Annotated in this window: 21 protein-coding genes; 15 read left to right on the plus strand and 6 right to left on the minus strand. The window is 47.8% G+C overall.

Going from position 1 to position 14,695, the window contains the following annotated elements; translation table 11 throughout:
- Window positions 1-10 precede the first annotated feature (10 nt).
- The 9 genes from tenA to MY7_RS04815 all read left to right on the plus strand — a co-directional run bounded on the left by tenA (window position 11) and on the right by MY7_RS04815 (window position 6,828).
- Window positions 11-718, plus strand: coding sequence for a thiaminase II (tenA, locus tag MY7_RS04775; protein ID WP_007409099.1), 708 nt, complete (start codon window positions 11-13; stop codon window positions 716-718).
- On the plus strand, window positions 696-1,313 hold the full coding sequence (gene tenI, locus MY7_RS04780; protein ID WP_007610645.1) for a thiazole tautomerase TenI: 618 nt from the start codon (window positions 696-698) through the stop codon (window positions 1,311-1,313). Before tenA ends, tenI begins: the two co-directional genes overlap by 23 nt.
- Window positions 1,297-2,406: a glycine oxidase ThiO gene (gene thiO, locus MY7_RS04785; RefSeq protein WP_007610647.1), complete on the plus strand. Its 1,110-nt coding sequence runs from the start codon at window positions 1,297-1,299 to the stop codon at window positions 2,404-2,406. Before tenI ends, thiO begins: the two co-directional genes overlap by 17 nt.
- The gene (gene thiS / locus MY7_RS04790) at window positions 2,403-2,606 is read left to right on the plus strand and encodes a sulfur carrier protein ThiS (RefSeq protein ID WP_007610653.1); all 204 of its coding nucleotides are present in this window, start codon (window positions 2,403-2,405) and stop codon (window positions 2,604-2,606) included. Before thiO ends, thiS begins: the two co-directional genes overlap by 4 nt.
- Window positions 2,603-3,373 carry a thiazole synthase gene (thiG, locus tag MY7_RS04795; RefSeq protein ID WP_007610655.1) on the plus strand — a complete coding sequence of 257 codons (771 nt, stop codon included), beginning with the start codon at window positions 2,603-2,605 and terminating at the stop codon, window positions 3,371-3,373. Before thiS ends, thiG begins: the two co-directional genes overlap by 4 nt.
- Window positions 3,370-4,380, plus strand: coding sequence for a thiazole biosynthesis adenylyltransferase ThiF (gene thiF, locus MY7_RS04800; RefSeq protein ID WP_007610659.1), 1,011 nt, complete (start codon window positions 3,370-3,372; stop codon window positions 4,378-4,380). Before thiG ends, thiF begins: the two co-directional genes overlap by 4 nt.
- 22 nt (window positions 4,381-4,402) lie before the next feature.
- Window positions 4,403-5,215 carry a bifunctional hydroxymethylpyrimidine kinase/phosphomethylpyrimidine kinase gene (gene thiD, locus MY7_RS04805; RefSeq protein WP_007610664.1) on the plus strand — a complete coding sequence of 271 codons (813 nt, stop codon included), beginning with the start codon at window positions 4,403-4,405 and terminating at the stop codon, window positions 5,213-5,215.
- Window positions 5,216-5,345: 130 nt separating this feature from the next.
- Window positions 5,346-6,122 (plus strand): enoyl-ACP reductase FabI, encoded by a 777-nt coding sequence (gene fabI / locus MY7_RS04810; RefSeq protein ID WP_007610665.1) that lies wholly within the window; start codon window positions 5,346-5,348, stop codon window positions 6,120-6,122.
- A 97-nt stretch (window positions 6,123-6,219) separates the two neighbouring features.
- Complete coding sequence (locus MY7_RS04815) at window positions 6,220-6,828, plus strand: CotO family spore coat protein (RefSeq protein ID WP_029325946.1); 609 nt, start codon at window positions 6,220-6,222, stop codon at window positions 6,826-6,828.
- 59 nt (window positions 6,829-6,887) lie between these two features.
- Here the strand turns inward: MY7_RS04815 and cotZ are convergent, their stop codons facing one another.
- The 5 genes from cotZ to MY7_RS04840 form a co-directional block, all read right to left on the minus strand.
- Complete coding sequence (gene cotZ / locus MY7_RS04820; RefSeq protein ID WP_007409091.1) at window positions 6,888-7,331, minus strand: spore coat protein CotZ; 444 nt, start codon at window positions 7,329-7,331, stop codon at window positions 6,888-6,890.
- Window positions 7,332-7,479: 148 nt separating this feature from the next.
- Window positions 7,480-7,962, minus strand: a complete 483-nt coding sequence (gene cotY / locus MY7_RS04825; RefSeq protein WP_007610670.1) for a spore coat protein CotY — start codon at window positions 7,960-7,962, stop codon at window positions 7,480-7,482.
- Between the two features lie 150 nt (window positions 7,963-8,112).
- Window positions 8,113-8,613 (minus strand): spore coat protein CotX, encoded by a 501-nt coding sequence (cotX, locus tag MY7_RS04830; protein WP_007409089.1) that lies wholly within the window; start codon window positions 8,611-8,613, stop codon window positions 8,113-8,115.
- A 91-nt stretch (window positions 8,614-8,704) separates the two neighbouring features.
- Window positions 8,705-9,016 carry a hypothetical protein gene (locus tag MY7_RS04835; RefSeq protein WP_007409088.1) on the minus strand — a complete coding sequence of 104 codons (312 nt, stop codon included), beginning with the start codon at window positions 9,014-9,016 and terminating at the stop codon, window positions 8,705-8,707.
- A gap of 39 nt (window positions 9,017-9,055) precedes the next feature.
- A complete protein-coding gene (locus MY7_RS04840; protein ID WP_029325945.1) occupies window positions 9,056-9,442 on the minus strand; it encodes a spore coat protein in 387 nt (128 codons plus the stop codon).
- A 170-nt stretch (window positions 9,443-9,612) separates the two neighbouring features.
- Between MY7_RS04840 and MY7_RS04845 the strand changes: the two genes are divergently transcribed.
- From MY7_RS04845 to MY7_RS04860, 4 genes are all read left to right on the plus strand, one after another.
- A complete protein-coding gene (locus tag MY7_RS04845; RefSeq protein ID WP_014417437.1) occupies window positions 9,613-9,969 on the plus strand; it encodes a DUF1360 domain-containing protein in 357 nt (118 codons plus the stop codon).
- Window positions 9,970-10,256: 287 nt separating this feature from the next.
- A complete protein-coding gene (locus MY7_RS04850; RefSeq protein ID WP_007610676.1) occupies window positions 10,257-10,454 on the plus strand; it encodes a hypothetical protein in 198 nt (65 codons plus the stop codon).
- 91 nt (window positions 10,455-10,545) lie between these two features.
- Window positions 10,546-10,707 carry a YjcZ family sporulation protein gene (locus tag MY7_RS04855; RefSeq protein WP_007610678.1) on the plus strand — a complete coding sequence of 54 codons (162 nt, stop codon included), beginning with the start codon at window positions 10,546-10,548 and terminating at the stop codon, window positions 10,705-10,707.
- A gap of 166 nt (window positions 10,708-10,873) precedes the next feature.
- On the plus strand, window positions 10,874-11,128 hold the full coding sequence (locus tag MY7_RS04860; RefSeq protein ID WP_003154986.1) for a stage VI sporulation protein F: 255 nt from the start codon (window positions 10,874-10,876) through the stop codon (window positions 11,126-11,128).
- Window positions 11,129-11,196: 68 nt separating this feature from the next.
- Here MY7_RS04860 and MY7_RS04865 read toward each other — a convergent pair whose 3' ends face one another.
- Window positions 11,197-13,482, minus strand: coding sequence for an ATP-dependent helicase (locus tag MY7_RS04865; protein ID WP_029325944.1), 2,286 nt, complete (start codon window positions 13,480-13,482; stop codon window positions 11,197-11,199).
- 120 nt (window positions 13,483-13,602) lie between these two features.
- Between MY7_RS04865 and MY7_RS04870 the strand changes: the two genes are divergently transcribed.
- Both MY7_RS04870 and bla read left to right on the plus strand, forming a co-directional pair.
- Entirely contained in the window at window positions 13,603-13,857 is a 255-nt protein-coding gene (locus tag MY7_RS04870; RefSeq protein ID WP_007610685.1) for a hypothetical protein, read from the plus strand.
- A 69-nt stretch (window positions 13,858-13,926) separates the two neighbouring features.
- Window positions 13,927-14,676 carry a subclass B1 metallo-beta-lactamase gene (gene bla, locus MY7_RS04875; protein WP_007610686.1) on the plus strand — a complete coding sequence of 250 codons (750 nt, stop codon included), beginning with the start codon at window positions 13,927-13,929 and terminating at the stop codon, window positions 14,674-14,676.
- Window positions 14,677-14,695: the final 19 nt, after the last annotated feature.

Here is a 14,695-nt window from a genome sequence, read left to right on the forward strand (position 1 = left end):
GGAAGACATGATGACATTTTCTGAAGAATGCAGACTGGCGGCTGCCGAATGGTGGGACGGAAGTTTTGTTCATCCGTTTGTAACGGGAATCGGTGACGGAAGCCTGCCGATAGATCGTTTCAGCTATTACGTGCTGCAAGATTCCTACTATTTGACGCATTTTGCAAAAGTTCAGGCGTTCGGCGCCGCATATGCCGAAGACTTGTTTACGACGGGCAGGATGGCGGGCCACGCTCAAGGGACATATGAAGCGGAAATGGCGCTGCACCGCGAGTTTACGGAGCTTTTAGGGATTACGGAAGAAGAGCGTGCGGCATTTAAACCGGCACCGACAGCCTATTCTTATACGTCTCATATGTACAGATCGGTGATGAGCGGCAATTTTGGAGAAATATTAGCTGCGCTTCTGCCCTGTTATTGGCTTTATTATGAAGTCGGCGAACACTTAAAGGAGTGCAAACCGGAGCATCCGATTTATGAAAAATGGATCGGTACATACGGCGGAGACTGGTTCAGACAGCAAGTCGAAGAACAGATCAGCCGTTTTGACGAGATTGCTGAAAACAGCACAGAGGACATCCGCGCGAAAATGAAAGAGAATTTTGTGATTTCAAGCTATTATGAATATCAATTTTGGGGAATGGCCTATCAAAAAGAAGGCTGGTCCGAGAAGGGCGGAAAAGAGGTGGAATCTTTTGGAGCTGCACGCGGTAACTGATAATCGCAAACCCGTTGCCGAGCTGGCCGAGGATATTCTTTCGATTCAGCGCGAAGTAAGCTTTATCCATATCCGTGAGCGGGATAAAACAGCGGGAGAAATCATGCAGCTTTTGTCCCTTTTGAAAAAGGGCGGTGCGGATAAGGACAAATTGATCATCAATGACAGGGCGGATATCGCGCTTTTTGCCAACATACACCGTGTTCAGCTTCCGTCCCGCAGCTTTTCCGTAAAGCAGGTGCGAAGCAGATTTCCCCATCTTCATATCGGACGTTCGGTTCATTCGCTGAAAGAAGCCATCCAAGCTGAAAAGGAAGATGCGGATTATGTGGTGTTCGGCCATGTATTTGAAACCGAATGTAAACAGGGACTTGAAGCAAGAGGCATCAGCATGCTTTCAGAGATCAAACGCACGCTTTCCATCCCCGTCATCGCAATCGGCGGAATGACACTGCAGACGATCGGACACACAAAGCAGGCGAAACCGGACGGAATTGCCGTCATGTCAGGTATATTCTCAGCTGAAAATCCTGAGGAGGCGGCAAAACGGTATGCACGCGCGGTAAGGGAGGCCGATTATGAAAAAGCACTATGATACGGCGGTGATCGGCGGCGGAATTATTGGATGCGCCATTTCTTATGAGCTGGCGAAGACGCAGCAGAACGTTGTCTTGTTTGAAGCCGGAGAAGTCGGCCGAAAAACGACAAGCGCTGCCGCGGGAATGCTGGGCGCTCATGCGGAATGCGAAAACCGGGATGCGTTTTTTGATTTTGCCATGCACAGTCAAAGGCTGTATGAAGCGGCGGGGCAAGAGCTTGAGGAAGCTTGCGGCATTGACATCAGGCGCCATAGCGGCGGAATGCTTAAACTGGCGTATACCGAAGAAGATATCGCCCGTCTACGGAAGATGGATGATCTGCCTTCCGTCACTTGGCTTTCAGCGGAAGGTGCCCTTGAAAAAGAGCCTTACGCTTCTAAAGACATTCTCGGCGCAAGTTTTATAAAAGACGATATCCATGTCGAACCGTACTATGTTTGCAAAGCGTATGCAAAAGGAGCGCGATGCTATGGCGCTGATATATATGAGCATACACAAGTCACCTCCGTAAAACGGGTGAACGGAGAATATTGCATCACAACGTCCGGCGGGGATGTTTACGCTGACAAAGTCGCAGTTGCAAGCGGGGTATGGAGCGGCCGGTTTTTCAGCCAGCTCGGCTTGGGACAGCCTTTTTTTCCTGTGAAAGGAGAATGCCTTTCCGTGTGGAATGACGATACCCCGCTGACCAAAACCCTTTACCATGATCATTGTTATGTCGTCCCGAGAAAAAGCGGCCGGCTTGTCATCGGCGCCACGATGAAACAGGGTGACTGGAGCGATACGCCTGACATCGGAGGAATTGAGGCTGTCATTGCAAAAGCGAAAACCATGCTTCCCGCCATCGAACATATGAAAATAGACCGGTTTTGGGCGGGTCTCAGGCCGGGAACAAGAGACGGAAAGCCGTTTATCGGGCGGCATCCTGAAGACAGCGGCATCATTTTCGCCGCCGGCCATTTTCGGAACGGCATCCTGTTGGCGCCGGCAACGGCTGAAATGGTGCGGGATATAATCTTGGGGCAACAAGTCAAACAGGAATGGGAAGAAGCGTTTCGAATTGATCGCAAGGAGGCTGTTCATATATGATCCTTCAGCTGAACGGAAAACAAATTGATTGGAATCGAAATGAGGGGACGGTTCAGGATTTGCTTGAATCGTACCAGCTTGATCAAAGAATCGTAGTTGTGGAGAGAAATAAAGAAATCATTGAAAAAAAGAATTATGAAAATACAAGTTTGTGTGACTGCGATGTCATAGAAATTGTCCATTTTGTAGGAGGCGGATGAGGATGTTAACAATAGGCGGAAAACAGTTTCAGTCAAGATTGCTGTTAGGAACGGGAAAATATCCGAGTTTTGAGATTCAGAAAGAGGCGGTGGCTGTCTCCGAATCAGATATTTTAACTTTTGCGGTGCGGCGGATGAACATCTTTGAAGAGTCTCAGCCTAACTTTCTCGAACAGCTTGATTTGTCTAAATACACGCTTCTGCCGAATACGGCCGGCGCCGCAACGGCTGAAGAGGCGGTCCGAATCGCAAGGCTTGCCAAAGCTTCAGGGCTTTGTGACATGATAAAAGTAGAAGTCATCGGATGCAGCCGGTCACTTTTGCCTGATCCGGTTGAAACGCTGAAAGCATCAGAACAGCTGCTCGAAGAGGGATTTATCGTGCTTCCGTATACGTCAGACGATGTAGTGCTCGCAAGACGTCTTGAGGAGCTCGGAGTGCATGCCATTATGCCGGGCGCTTCGCCGATCGGTTCCGGTCAGGGAATTTTAAATCCGCTGAATCTTTCCTTTATCATTGAACAGGCGAAGGTGCCGGTCATTGTCGATGCCGGTGTCGGATCTTCAAAAGACGCCGCCTACGCGATGGAGCTCGGGGCTGACGGCGTGCTGTTAAATACCGCTGTTTCAGGCGCTGATGATCCGGTCAAAATGGCCAGGGCGATGAAGCTTGCTGTAGAAGCGGGCCGCCTTTCTTATGAAGCCGGGAGAATTCCGGTGAAAGATTACGGAACTGCAAGCAGTCCGCGAGACGGTCTTCCGGTATGACGGACAGATATTCCAGACAGGAGCTGTTTCAGCCGATCGGTCCCTCCGGCCAAGAGAAGCTCCGGTCGTCTCATGCCGTGATTATCGGCGCGGGTGCGCTTGGGACGGCAAGTGCGGAGATGCTTGTCAGAGCAGGGGTCGGCAAGGTAACGATCGCTGACAGAGATTATGTGGAGTGGAGTAATCTCCAGCGCCAGCAGCTTTATACCGAAGACGATGTCAGACAGGAAATGCCGAAAGCCGCGGCGGCTGAAAAACGGCTTCGATCTATAAATAGCGATGTAGAGGTCGAGGGATTTGTCATGGATGTCACTGCGGAAAACGCACCCGGATTGATTCGTGGCGCCTCCCTCATCGTGGATGCCGCCGACAACTTTGAAACGAGGCTGATTGTGAATGATGCGGCTGTGCAGAAAGGGATTCCCTTTCTGTACGGCGCCTGTGTCGGCAGCTACGGGCTCTCTTTTACCGTCATTCCCGGTGTCACGCCGTGCCTTCACTGTCTGCTTGAGACATTGCCTTTAGGCGGTATGACATGCGATACGGCGGGAATCATCAGCCCGGCTGTATTGCAGACGGCCGTTTTTCAGGCAGCAGATGCGCTGAAGCTGTTAACGGGCGGATCTATCGAGCATGTTCTCCGTTCCTTTGATTTATGGAAAAATGAACGGTCAGAAATAAACGTTGCCCGTCTTAAGTCGGCTGATTGCCCAAGTTGCGGCACAAACGATTTTCCGTTTTTATCCTATGAAAATCAGACAAAAGCGGCGGTTCTGTGCGGGCGGAACACGGTGCAGATCAGAACGGGGATCTCCGAACAGTTTGATCTGCAAAAACTTGCGGGACAGCTCAGACGGACAGGGCTTGATGTTTCAGCCAACCCGTATTTAATTTCGTTTTACAAAGACAATTTCAAGATGGTACTGTTTCGTGACGGCAGAGCATTAATACACGGCACAAGTGATATCAGCAGAGCGAAATCCTTTTATCATAAATGGATCGGATAATGCGAAAGGAGCGAAAAACATCATGAGCATATGCAAAGCATTGACGATTGCCGGATCAGATTCAGGAGGCGGCGCCGGTATACAGGCGGATCTCAAAACCTTTCAGGAGCTCGGCGTTTTCGGGATGTCAGCCATTACAGCGGTAACCGCCCAGAACACTTTGGGCGTTCACGGCATTTATCCGCTCACCCGGGAGGCGCTGGGCAGCCAGATTGACGCGGTGGCGGAAGATTTGCGGCCTGACGCTGTAAAAACGGGAATGCTGTGGAGCGCGGAAATGATTGCGGAAATTGCGGAAAAAACGGATCAGTACGGGCTTGATCATGTCATCACTGACCCCGTCATGATTGCCAAAGGAGGCGCTTCCCTGCTGCGTGAGGAATCTCAGGCCGCGTTAAAAGAGCTGTTAATTCCGCGCAGCTATGCGGTGACGCCGAATGTTCCGGAAGCTGAGGTATTGACGGGAATGGAAATCCGCACGTTTGAGGACCGGAAAAAAGCGGCCGAACGCCTTTGCAAGCTTGGTGCAAAGCATGTCATCATAAAAGGCGGACACCAGCCTGAACAGGGGAGGATCGTTGATTTATTATTTGACGGTTCGTCTTTTACCCAAATCAGCCACGCTTATATTGACACCAAACACACCCACGGAACAGGCTGCACGTTCGCAGCCGCGCTGACGGCGGAAACGGCAAAGGGGAAAAACATTCAGACCGCGTTTGAGACAGCCGTCAATTTTGTGCGGGAAGCCGTGGAACATACGCTCGGCATCGGTGCGGGACACGGCCCGACCAATCATTTTGCCTTTAAAAGGAACAGTCTGCAGACGAGATAAAAAAGAGACCGCTTCAACATCCGCGGTCTTTTTCCCATGCTTTCAATCTGGACAAGGTTATGATATGATAAAAATTAAGATCAGGTACTAAAACTATGTCTTTAAGACGATTACAGGAGGCTTTATACATATGAATTTCTCACTTGAAGGCCGCAACATCGTTGTGATGGGCGTTGCCAATAAACGCAGTATCGCATGGGGAATCGCCCGTTCGCTGCATGAAGCCGGAGCGCGCCTCATTTTCACTTACGCGGGAGAGCGCTTGGAAAAATCAGTTCATGACCTTGCGGCTACATTAGAAAGAAATGATTCTATCATCCTTCCGTGTGATGTGACAAATGACGCTGAGATCGAAACTTGCTTTGCAAGCATTAAAGAACAGGTCGGCGTGATTCACGGCATCGCGCACTGCATCGCGTTCGCAAACAAAGAAGAGCTTGTCGGCGAATATTTAAATACGAACCGCGAAGGATTCCTGCTTGCGCATAACATCAGTTCTTACTCTCTGACAGCGGTCGCAAAAGCGGCGCGTCCGATTATGACTGAAGGCGGAAGCATCGTTACACTCACTTACCTCGGCGGAGAGCGCGTCGTTTCAAACTATAACGTAATGGGTGTGGCAAAAGCGTCTCTTGATGCGAGCGTCAGATATTTAGCCGCTGACTTAGGAAAAGAAAACATCCGCGTCAACAGCATTTCAGCAGGACCGATCCGTACGCTGTCTGCAAAAGGAATCAGTGATTTTAACTCTATCCTGAAAGAAATTGAAGAGCGCGCACCGCTGCGCCGCACGACAACACCTGAAGAAGTGGGCGACACGGCTGCATTCTTGTTCAGTGACCTGTCAAGAGGCATCACGGGCGAAAATCTTCACGTTGATTCAGGATTCCGTATTACCGCACGTTAAATAACAAGCAGTCCCTTTCAGGGATTGCTTTTTTCTTTCTTCTGATTTTAATCATTCCGTCATATAAATAAAACATGACAGAATCGGAGGGATGAAGATGTCAAAACAAAACAGAAACGCGGAAAAAAAACCGCTCATGTATATTGTTCAGGCGGATTATTCAGACACGCAATCATCAATGCAGGACATATTAATTAAAAAGAAGAAAGCGCCTCAGCCGCCGGAAGAAGAGCCGATGCATGGAAAGCGGGAGGAAGAATGTAAAACTCAGCCTGAAGGAGCAGTGGCTGTCGAACCAGAAAAGCAAGTACCTGAACAGCACAGCCGCGCAGAAGAAGCCGTTCAAGAAGTTCCGGCGCAAGCGGAGCAGGACACTGCCAAGCCTGACGCCGCTAAAAAAGAGCCTGATGCCGCTGAAAAAGAGCCTGAAGCGGTTCACAATGCCGCCCCAGAGGAAAAGGTTCCGCCAAAGCGCGTGAAAAAGCCGATGAGCAGAATGTCCATTCTTGAAAAAATTGATTTCTTAACGAAGCTGCCGCATAATATGCCGCGGACCCTTTGTCTGATAGAAGCCAACGGGAAAACCTACAGAGGCGTAATCGTCGGCAGAAAAAATAATGCGATCTTCCTGCGGACGACAAGCAACGGAGCGCCGGCAGAACTCGCAATAGACGATATTACCTCGCTGCATCCGCTTGGATTTTAACCATACAAAAAGCTGCCTGAATTCTTTCATCCGGCAGCTTATTTTTATGCTTTTTTGATTTAAGAATGTGTGCGGTTGATCAGTCTCGGGTTCAGGCAATTGATGGCGCAGAAGCTATGGAGATCGACTTCAACGCAATAGTTCGTTTTTTCTAAACGGAATACATCGCAGAGAGAGTCTTTATCTGTAAAATCAAGAATGTGCTTATGCTCGTCAAAAGCAATAAGCAGGCTTAATGTGGCACAGCCGTCACAGACCCTTTCAACTCTGAAAAAAACGGTGTTAAAACACGGACCGTTATCCAGCTCGCCGACGTTTCCGAATGCGGTGAACGGTTTCGATTTTGAGGTGAAGATGGCGAACGGCACTGTATCGCCTAATGTATAAGCCGGAGATAAAAGGTTAGAATAACAGCCTGTCGGGCAATCTTCTTCAACCGCATTTTGCAGGTCTTCAATATTTTCTACCGCTTCACGCACACAGTATGTTGTATGCTTGCTCATAATATCCCTCCTGACTTCACGTTTTAAATGGTACCGGTTTAAACGATAGCGGAGAGTCAGCCGCCCGGAAGTCCGGGCGGGCTGATGATTGCATCTGTAATAGAAGGTTGGAAGGGGATTCTTCTTTAGGAAAGATGCGAATCAATGACTATCCGTGATGCTTTTTCTCTTTGTGCGGCGCAGGCCGGTTAACAAGCTCGGGTGAAAGGCACTGAATGGCGCTGAAGCAGCTCAGATCAACTTCAATGCAAAATTCTGTTTTTTCTAAACCGAAGAAATCAGGATCACAAGGATGGCAGACGCTGAGGGTGTCGCCGTGCACATCTACGGGGCGCAATACTGAAAGCGTCGCGCAGCAATCGCATAGTCTTTCTACACGAAAGAAAATGGACTCAAAGCACTGGCTGTCATCCGCAAATCCTCCGACGTTCCCGAATGTGGAGAACAATCCGCCTTTTTTATCAAATACGAGAAACGGAATGGTGTCTTTACCTGCAATCGTCGGGCTCAAAAGATTCGTATAGCATCCAGTCGGGCATTGTTCTTCAACAGCCTCTTGTTCTGCTAAAATCTTCTCGACTGCATCGCATACACAATTTTCATCTCGGCCATGGTGTTTTCCGCAGCTCATGGATTTCAGCTCCTTCTTTTAGGGTATTTGACTTTTGTCTTTAACAACATATGTACGCGAGCCTCACTTGGTGTGGGTGAACGTCTATATATTCATCATATGCGGAGAAAATAAGAAAAAGCAGAGCATTTTTAGCTCTGCTTTTTCTTTTTAGAGGACGAGGGTGATGACTAAGATGGCAATCAGTGTATTTGTTGCTGTTGAGATCAATGTTGCGATATCGGCATCTACTGTTGTCACGTTTACGCCGCGGGAGTTTTCGATGAGCAGTTTTTGACGGTTGATTTGTTTGTTAGCTGTTAGCTGCAATAAGTCTTGTGCGACCAATTCAGCGATGACTCCGTCAGCGATTGAAGTGAGAGTGGCCGTTACGACTGCTGCATTAATCGCTGTCATGACTGAAGTGACTGCCTGAATATCTGTCGATGTCACGTTAATATCACAAGAATCTCTGATAATAATCGCTTCTTCAGAAACTTGTTTGTTGAGATTCGCCTGTGCCAGGTCTTGGTCGATGAAGGCATTATCTTCGCCGAACCCGTGTCCGTTACAGCAAACATTACATCTTCTGCCTTCTTTTTCTTCTTTTTCTTCTCGCGGATGTTCACATTCAGGATCAAGTGCAACCCAAGAGTATGGTCTGCTTTCCATATCTATTCCTCCTTTTCTTTTACTAATATTAAATGAGCCGGCCCCTTACTTTGACTCAGGCATCTATCCTGATAAAAATCACTATTTTTAGTTATTGACCGGGATTTTGGCGTCTTTGCCGGAGCTGTTCGATTAATTGTTCTCTGCGGGTTTGCTGCTTTGTCTGCTGTTCTTGCGCTTTCTGCTCTTTTTTCTGTTTCTGGCTTTCAAGAAAAGCTTCTGATTTCGCCTGCATGTCTTTCACTAATGCGATCAGCATTTCTTTTTCTTCATCAGGTATTTCCCGCATTTTATCTTTTGTCACGCCGTGTTTTTTGAAGACATTGCTGACAAGCACTTTTAAAAGCGGATCCACTTCTGGTAGATTTGCGAGTTCTTCTTTGAATTTTTCGTTATCTGCCATTTGTTCTCACCTCTATTTTAAAAATTTGAAAAGAAAGAGTTAAAGGATGTCTAGTTCAGCAAAAAGTATATTTAATAGCTGAAACAAAGTTTGTACAAAGGCCATGATATCGTCTGCTGTCAGTGTGATTTTAATATTGCGGCTGTTAATGACTTGAATGAGGGTTCGCTTTTTTATTTGGCAATCCTCGAGGATCAGCAGTTCGGTTGCTATTTGGTCGGCTGTGTCTTCATCTTCGATCACGAGCTGTGTCGCGAGGATAATCGCCGCAGTAACTGAAGCTTGTATAGAAAGAGCGGCCGTTATATGTGTTGTATCTATTGTGACATTTTCGCAATCAATCACTTCGATCTTCTGCTCGAATTCGTTGGATAATTGTTCGAATATTTGCGGTTGCAGTGTTTCGACTTTTTCTTCAAACGACATAACCTTCACTCCTTTCTCATTCATACTCTATATAATGCAAATGAAACGCCGAGCGGAATAAGAAAAACAACTAAACCGCACCTATTTTTTTACCGGACAAGGTGCGATTCATGAAGATCAGGGTTTTCGCATATGTATAAAGAGGTCAAGTTTTGAAAAGGAGTGAACAGGTGGTTATCAATTGGCTTTCATTTATTCTGTTATCGTTTGCCGTTTTCCGGCTGGCCAGGCTTTTCGTATTTGACACCATTATGGCGCCGCTTCGGAGCCTTTTTCACGAGGAAAAAACAGAAACCGCACCCGACGGCACGACAGAAACCTACATTGTCATAAAAGGAAAAGGCATCAGGGCATTTATCGGTGAACTTCTCAGCTGCTACTGGTGTACGGGCGTGTGGTGTGCCGCCTTTTTAATTGCGGCGCAGATTGTGGTACCCGAGGCTGCGCAATGGCTGATTTTGCTGTTAGCCATAGCCGGCGCGGCCGGGATCATTGAAGCTGCGGTTTCTCGTCTTCTGCAGGAATAAGGCGGTTCCACCAGCAACTTACCGTCACTTTCGGCATAAACTGGCATATATGACATAAGGAAAGGAAGGATCACCATGAATCAATCAAGCAAACCTTCCCAACATTCTCCATACAAGTCAACTGTGCATCAGCCTTACGAAAAAAAAATTAAGAAAAAAGGCTGCGGCTGCGGCCAAAAGAAAAAACCGAAATAGCCGTTTTCTAAAAAACCGGAACTTCCGGTTTTTTTTGTTTTTTGCCGAACGCCGGCCTCTGTTCGGCATAGATCATAGGAGGAGGGGATGTTATGAATATATTTGAATCATTCATAAACGGTAAATACCGCCGGCACAATCAAAACCAGGGGGAGCATGACAAATATATCTTATCTATTGAAAAACAGCTGTCTGAGTTTGATGAAGCGGGATCGCGCTTTGAGGAATGGATAGATGTGTTTGCCGCCGAAACAGAAGCAAAACTGAAGAAAAATGAGCATTCTCACTAAAATGAATGAAATCCGCACCGGCCCTATGCATTTATCCAAGCCAAACAAGTCGGCTCACATAGAGTATAGAGAGTAAAGGAGGTGCTTAGATATGGGATTCGGATATGGCGGATTCGGCGGCGGCTACGGCGGTTATGGCGGCTGCGGCGGATACGGAGGCGGCTATGTCGGAGGCGGATACGGCTCAACATTTGTTCTTGTTGTCGTATTGTTCATCCTTCTGATCATTGTCGGTGCATCCTTTTTTGGCTAAACCTTAGCAAGACCTTGGATAAGCGCGGGACCGTTCAGTCCCGTGCTTCCCTGATGTATGAAGGAGTATAGAGACGGGGCACTCGGAATTTTTTCCTTGTGTTACGGGCACATGTTCCGCTCTTTATTCATACAATATCGTATTACTCCACAAAAGGAGGCACACCATGGATAATCAATTTTTCAAAAATATTGAGAAGAAAACAGGCGTCAGCATGAAGGATGTCATGAACCTTGCAGGATCATTGCAAAATGCCAATTTCAAAGATGAAAACACGGTGAGAGGCGTCATTCAGAAGGTGTCCCAGCTGGCTAACAAGCGTGTTCCGAAAGAATTGGAAGACAAAATCGTTCAATCTATTACAAGCGGTAAAGAGAAACTTGATTTTGGCACCATTTCTAAAATGCTGAACAATAAATAGGCGTCAGCCGGCCTTGCTAAAAAGGCCTTTTTATGTGAGAAGAACCCGGCAGTGATCTGCCGGGTTCTTTATATCCTGAGTGCGCTCCGTCTGTCCGTCCGAAGAAGGGGCTCGAGAAATCTTGAGCTGCGCGCTGTTTTTCCCCGCCTGTACGCGGGACAAGATACATATAAATGCTGCATGGCCCTTGTCATTGCGACATACAGAAGCCGTCTTTCTTCTTCGAGCGGAGCGGGATCGCCCTGTCTCGCCGTCTCAAGCGCGAAGTCATGGGGGATCGAGCCGTCAGCCGCGCCTAAAATATAGACCGTATTGAATTCAAGACCTTTAGAGCGGTGAATGGTCAGCAGTTCGACGCCGTTTTCATCGGTTTTCAGATTCTCAGCGGCGCGCATATGATCGACATGCGCAAGAAAATCGGGAATGGTTTTGAATTTTTTGGCGGCTACTTTGACATCTCTGAGATCATCAGAGCCTTTTTCCAGTTTGTTCCCCTCATTGCCCCGTTTTTTTAAATACTCGGAAAAACCCATTTTGCTTTCTGCAAAGGTGATGGCTTCAACCGGCTTCATTGTCCGGATGCTTGCGAAAAACGGAACGATCTGCTTGATCTTCCCTATTTGAAAAGGCTTCAGGTCAGGCAGTTTCGTCAGTGCCTTAATCATCGTGCAATCTTCCGTGATTGACAGCGCCTTTAACGTTTGCAGGGCGGATTGCTTTAAAAATAAGGCGGGCAGCAGGTCTTTCACCGCATCCGGATCATCTTCATTCTGACTCGCATATAAGTAGGCGAGGATCTGACGTACGATTCTGCGGCTGTAGAACGTCTGCACGCCCCGGTCGGCATGATAAGGAATCGATGATTGATGCAGTCTTTCATAAATGGCCCGTCCGGCGCTGTTTGTCCGGTAAAGCACGGCAAAATCGTCAGGACTCGCCCCGTTTTGAATTTTCTCTTTCATATCCGAAACGATCATGGTCGCTTCTTCTTCTTCATCGTAAGGATAAAACATCACGGGGTTGTGAACGCCGTCTTTGACGGCAGAAAGTGTTTTTTCATACCGTTTTTTATTTTTCTTTACGACGGCATGAGCGCTTGAGACGATCGGATGCGGCGATCGGTAATTTGCCGTTAAGTAAATGGTCTTTGCTGCCGGATAATCCTTTTGAAAATCAAGAATGAAAGACGGGCTGCTGCCGCGGAACGCATAAATGGATTGGTCGTCATCACCCACGCAGCACAGGTTATTCTCAGGGCTTGCGATCATTTGCATAATGTTGTACTGAACAGGGTTGATATCTTGAAACTCATCAATCAAAATATGAGAAAATCTGTTTTGGTACTGCGCGAGAATATCAGGCCGGCTTTGAAACAGTTCATAACAGCCTTGGGCCATGTCATCAAAATCAAATTGCCGTTTTTCCCGCTTCTGCCGCTCGTAATGTTCGTAGAGCCTGTACACTTTTTTCTCCCAGTCGTCCGCAAGCGGAATGGTCTCATGGTGGAGATACGTGTTTTTCCAGCAGCCGATAAGCTGAAGCGCCTGGTCGACGGGAAACTCTTTTTCATCCAAATTTTCTTCATAGAGCGCCTTTTTCACATATTGTTCTTTTTGCCACTCCATTTTTAAAAGCTGGCTGCCGTTCCATTTTGAAGAATCATAATGATAGAGTATTTTATAGAAAAAACTGTGGAATGTTCCGGTCACGAGACGGGAGACTTTTCCGGCTGCCAGACCGTACTCATTCGCCATCCGCTCTTTCATTTCGGCGACGGCTTTTGTCGTAAAGGTCACAAGCAGCATATTCTCGGGTGAAATGCCGAGGTGTTCAATCATATGGGCGGCGCGTGCTGTCAGCACCCTTGTTTTTCCGCTTCCCGCTCCGGCAAGCACTAACAAAGGCCCGTCCGTTTCAGTAACTGCCTTCATCTGTTCACGGTTCAGGCCGATGCCGGGGAACAAAGATGTATCAGCCGCCTCGGATGTTGGTGAAAACGGTTCGGCCGCAGGCACTTTTTTCGGGCTTTTCCATTCTGAGACGATCGGTTTCGGATTCTCTGAAATCGCTTTTCCTTTCGGCAGGCGGAACATGCCGGCTTCCTTATACTCTTCTTTTTCTTTCTCCGCTTGCGGTTCCTCGGCCGCGCATGCTTTTTCACAGGCGGTAAAGTCTCCCTTTTGCCGGTGATAAAATGCCGGCTGCTCTAAAATCGAAAGCCGCATCAAGACGGGCTGGTCACAATGTGCGCAAAAAATATTTCCTTTCTGAGCTTCTTCAAAAAGGAATTGGTAATGTTCTCTGGAATATGTATGTAAATGTATCGTTCGGTTATTCAGTCGGGCGCATTTCAAAAAGGGGTCCTCCCATTAAAAGGTGTTCATCCATTTGATAGACAAAGAATATCATAACAAAAGAACAGCGTTTCAAAAAGTAAGATTAAGGGAAATGAAAAGCGAAGGGGAGGGGTACATATGATTTATGCAGGACGGATTCAAAACCAGCAGTATTCTCAATACGCAAACCGGGCAGCGGGTTATAAGCCTGATTACGCCAGCATTACGAAAGCGGCCGCCCTCGCCAATGACAGGTTGTACAGAGAGGTGGAGCGCCGCCAGGAAAACACCGCAGCCGCAGAAAAGAAAGTACATGAGGAAAAACGTAAGCGCTCTCTTTCCCGTCTGCCGCAAATCATGGGAAAAGGCCGGTTGATAAATCAATACGTGTGAAAAAGCCCGGAAATATCCGGGCTTTTTTTGAGTCGTATATATGAAAGATACGGAAAGGAATGATTCAATTTGAGAAAGCTTTCATTATTAATTGCGGGGTTATTTCTATTCGGCCTCTTTACTGCCGGAATGAAACCGGCACACGCGGCGGAGAGCTTCGCAGCAAAAGATGTCACTCTCACACAGCTGGCGCCGCATGTCTGGATGCATACAAGCACCGGTACGGCAGACGGAAGTCCCGTCCCTGCGAACGGATTGCTTCTTGAGACTTCCAAAGGAATCGTACTGATTGATACTCCGTGGAATGACAGTCTCACAGAGCGATTAATGACACAAATAAAACAGCGGTTTCCCGGCAAAAGGATGACCGATGCCATTGTGACACACGCCCATGACGATCGTATCGGCGGTCTGAACACCCTGTACAAATACGGTGTAAAGGTGCACAGCACGAAGCTGACCGCCGACTTCGCCCGACAGCAGGGATATGACCGGCCGCTCGGAGATTTGAAAAACGAGACAAAGCTGCAGTTTGGCGATATGAAAATTGAAACGTTTTATCCGGGAAAAGGGCATACGGAAGACAATATGACCGTCTGGCTGCCTGAGGATAAGCTCTTATTCGGCGGATGCTTAATCAAGGCTTTGGAAACAAAGGAAATCGTGCCTACTCCGGGCTTTTATCCGGATCAGTGGCCGCGCGCCGTCAGCAAAGTCATGAAAAGATATCAGGACATCAGCATTGTCGTTCCGGGCCATGGCAGTCCGGGGGATGACCGTCTGCTGCCGCATACGATAAACCTTCTGAAAGAAACGTAATAAAGAAGACCGGCGCTCC

The sequence above is a fragment of the Bacillus sp. 5B6 genome, from assembly GCF_000259405.1.
GTDB classification, from domain to species: Bacteria; Bacillota; Bacilli; order Bacillales; family Bacillaceae; genus Bacillus; species Bacillus velezensis.

Bases quoted from the DNA above. Each gene is read 5' to 3' on its own strand.
- tenA (WP_007409099.1), top strand. From the start codon at position 11: ATGACATTTTCTGAAGAATGCAGACTGGCGGCTGCCGAATGGTGGGAC.
- thiO (WP_007610647.1), top strand. From the start codon at position 1,297: ATGAAAAAGCACTATGATACGGCGGTGATCGGCGGCGGAATTATTGGA.
- thiS (WP_007610653.1), top strand. From the start codon at position 2,403: ATGATCCTTCAGCTGAACGGAAAACAAATTGATTGGAATCGAAATGAG.
- thiG (WP_007610655.1), top strand. From the start codon at position 2,603: ATGAGGATGTTAACAATAGGCGGAAAACAGTTTCAGTCAAGATTGCTG.
- thiF (WP_007610659.1), top strand. From the start codon at position 3,370: ATGACGGACAGATATTCCAGACAGGAGCTGTTTCAGCCGATCGGTCCC.
- thiD (WP_007610664.1), top strand. From the start codon at position 4,403: ATGAGCATATGCAAAGCATTGACGATTGCCGGATCAGATTCAGGAGGC.
- fabI (WP_007610665.1), top strand. From the start codon at position 5,346: ATGAATTTCTCACTTGAAGGCCGCAACATCGTTGTGATGGGCGTTGCC.
- MY7_RS04815 (WP_029325946.1), top strand. From the start codon at position 6,220: ATGTCAAAACAAAACAGAAACGCGGAAAAAAAACCGCTCATGTATATT.
- cotZ (WP_007409091.1), bottom strand. From the start codon at position 7,331: ATGAGCAAGCATACAACATACTGTGTGCGTGAAGCGGTAGAAAATATT.
- cotY (WP_007610670.1), bottom strand. From the start codon at position 7,962: ATGAGCTGCGGAAAACACCATGGCCGAGATGAAAATTGTGTATGCGAT.
- cotX (WP_007409089.1), bottom strand. From the start codon at position 8,613: ATGGAAAGCAGACCATACTCTTGGGTTGCACTTGATCCTGAATGTGAA.
- MY7_RS04835 (WP_007409088.1), bottom strand. From the start codon at position 9,016: ATGGCAGATAACGAAAAATTCAAAGAAGAACTCGCAAATCTACCAGAA.
- MY7_RS04840 (WP_029325945.1), bottom strand. From the start codon at position 9,442: ATGTCGTTTGAAGAAAAAGTCGAAACACTGCAACCGCAAATATTCGAA.
- MY7_RS04850 (WP_007610676.1), top strand. From the start codon at position 10,257: ATGAATATATTTGAATCATTCATAAACGGTAAATACCGCCGGCACAAT.
- MY7_RS04855 (WP_007610678.1), top strand. From the start codon at position 10,546: ATGGGATTCGGATATGGCGGATTCGGCGGCGGCTACGGCGGTTATGGC.
- MY7_RS04860 (WP_003154986.1), top strand. From the start codon at position 10,874: ATGGATAATCAATTTTTCAAAAATATTGAGAAGAAAACAGGCGTCAGC.
- MY7_RS04870 (WP_007610685.1), top strand. From the start codon at position 13,603: ATGATTTATGCAGGACGGATTCAAAACCAGCAGTATTCTCAATACGCA.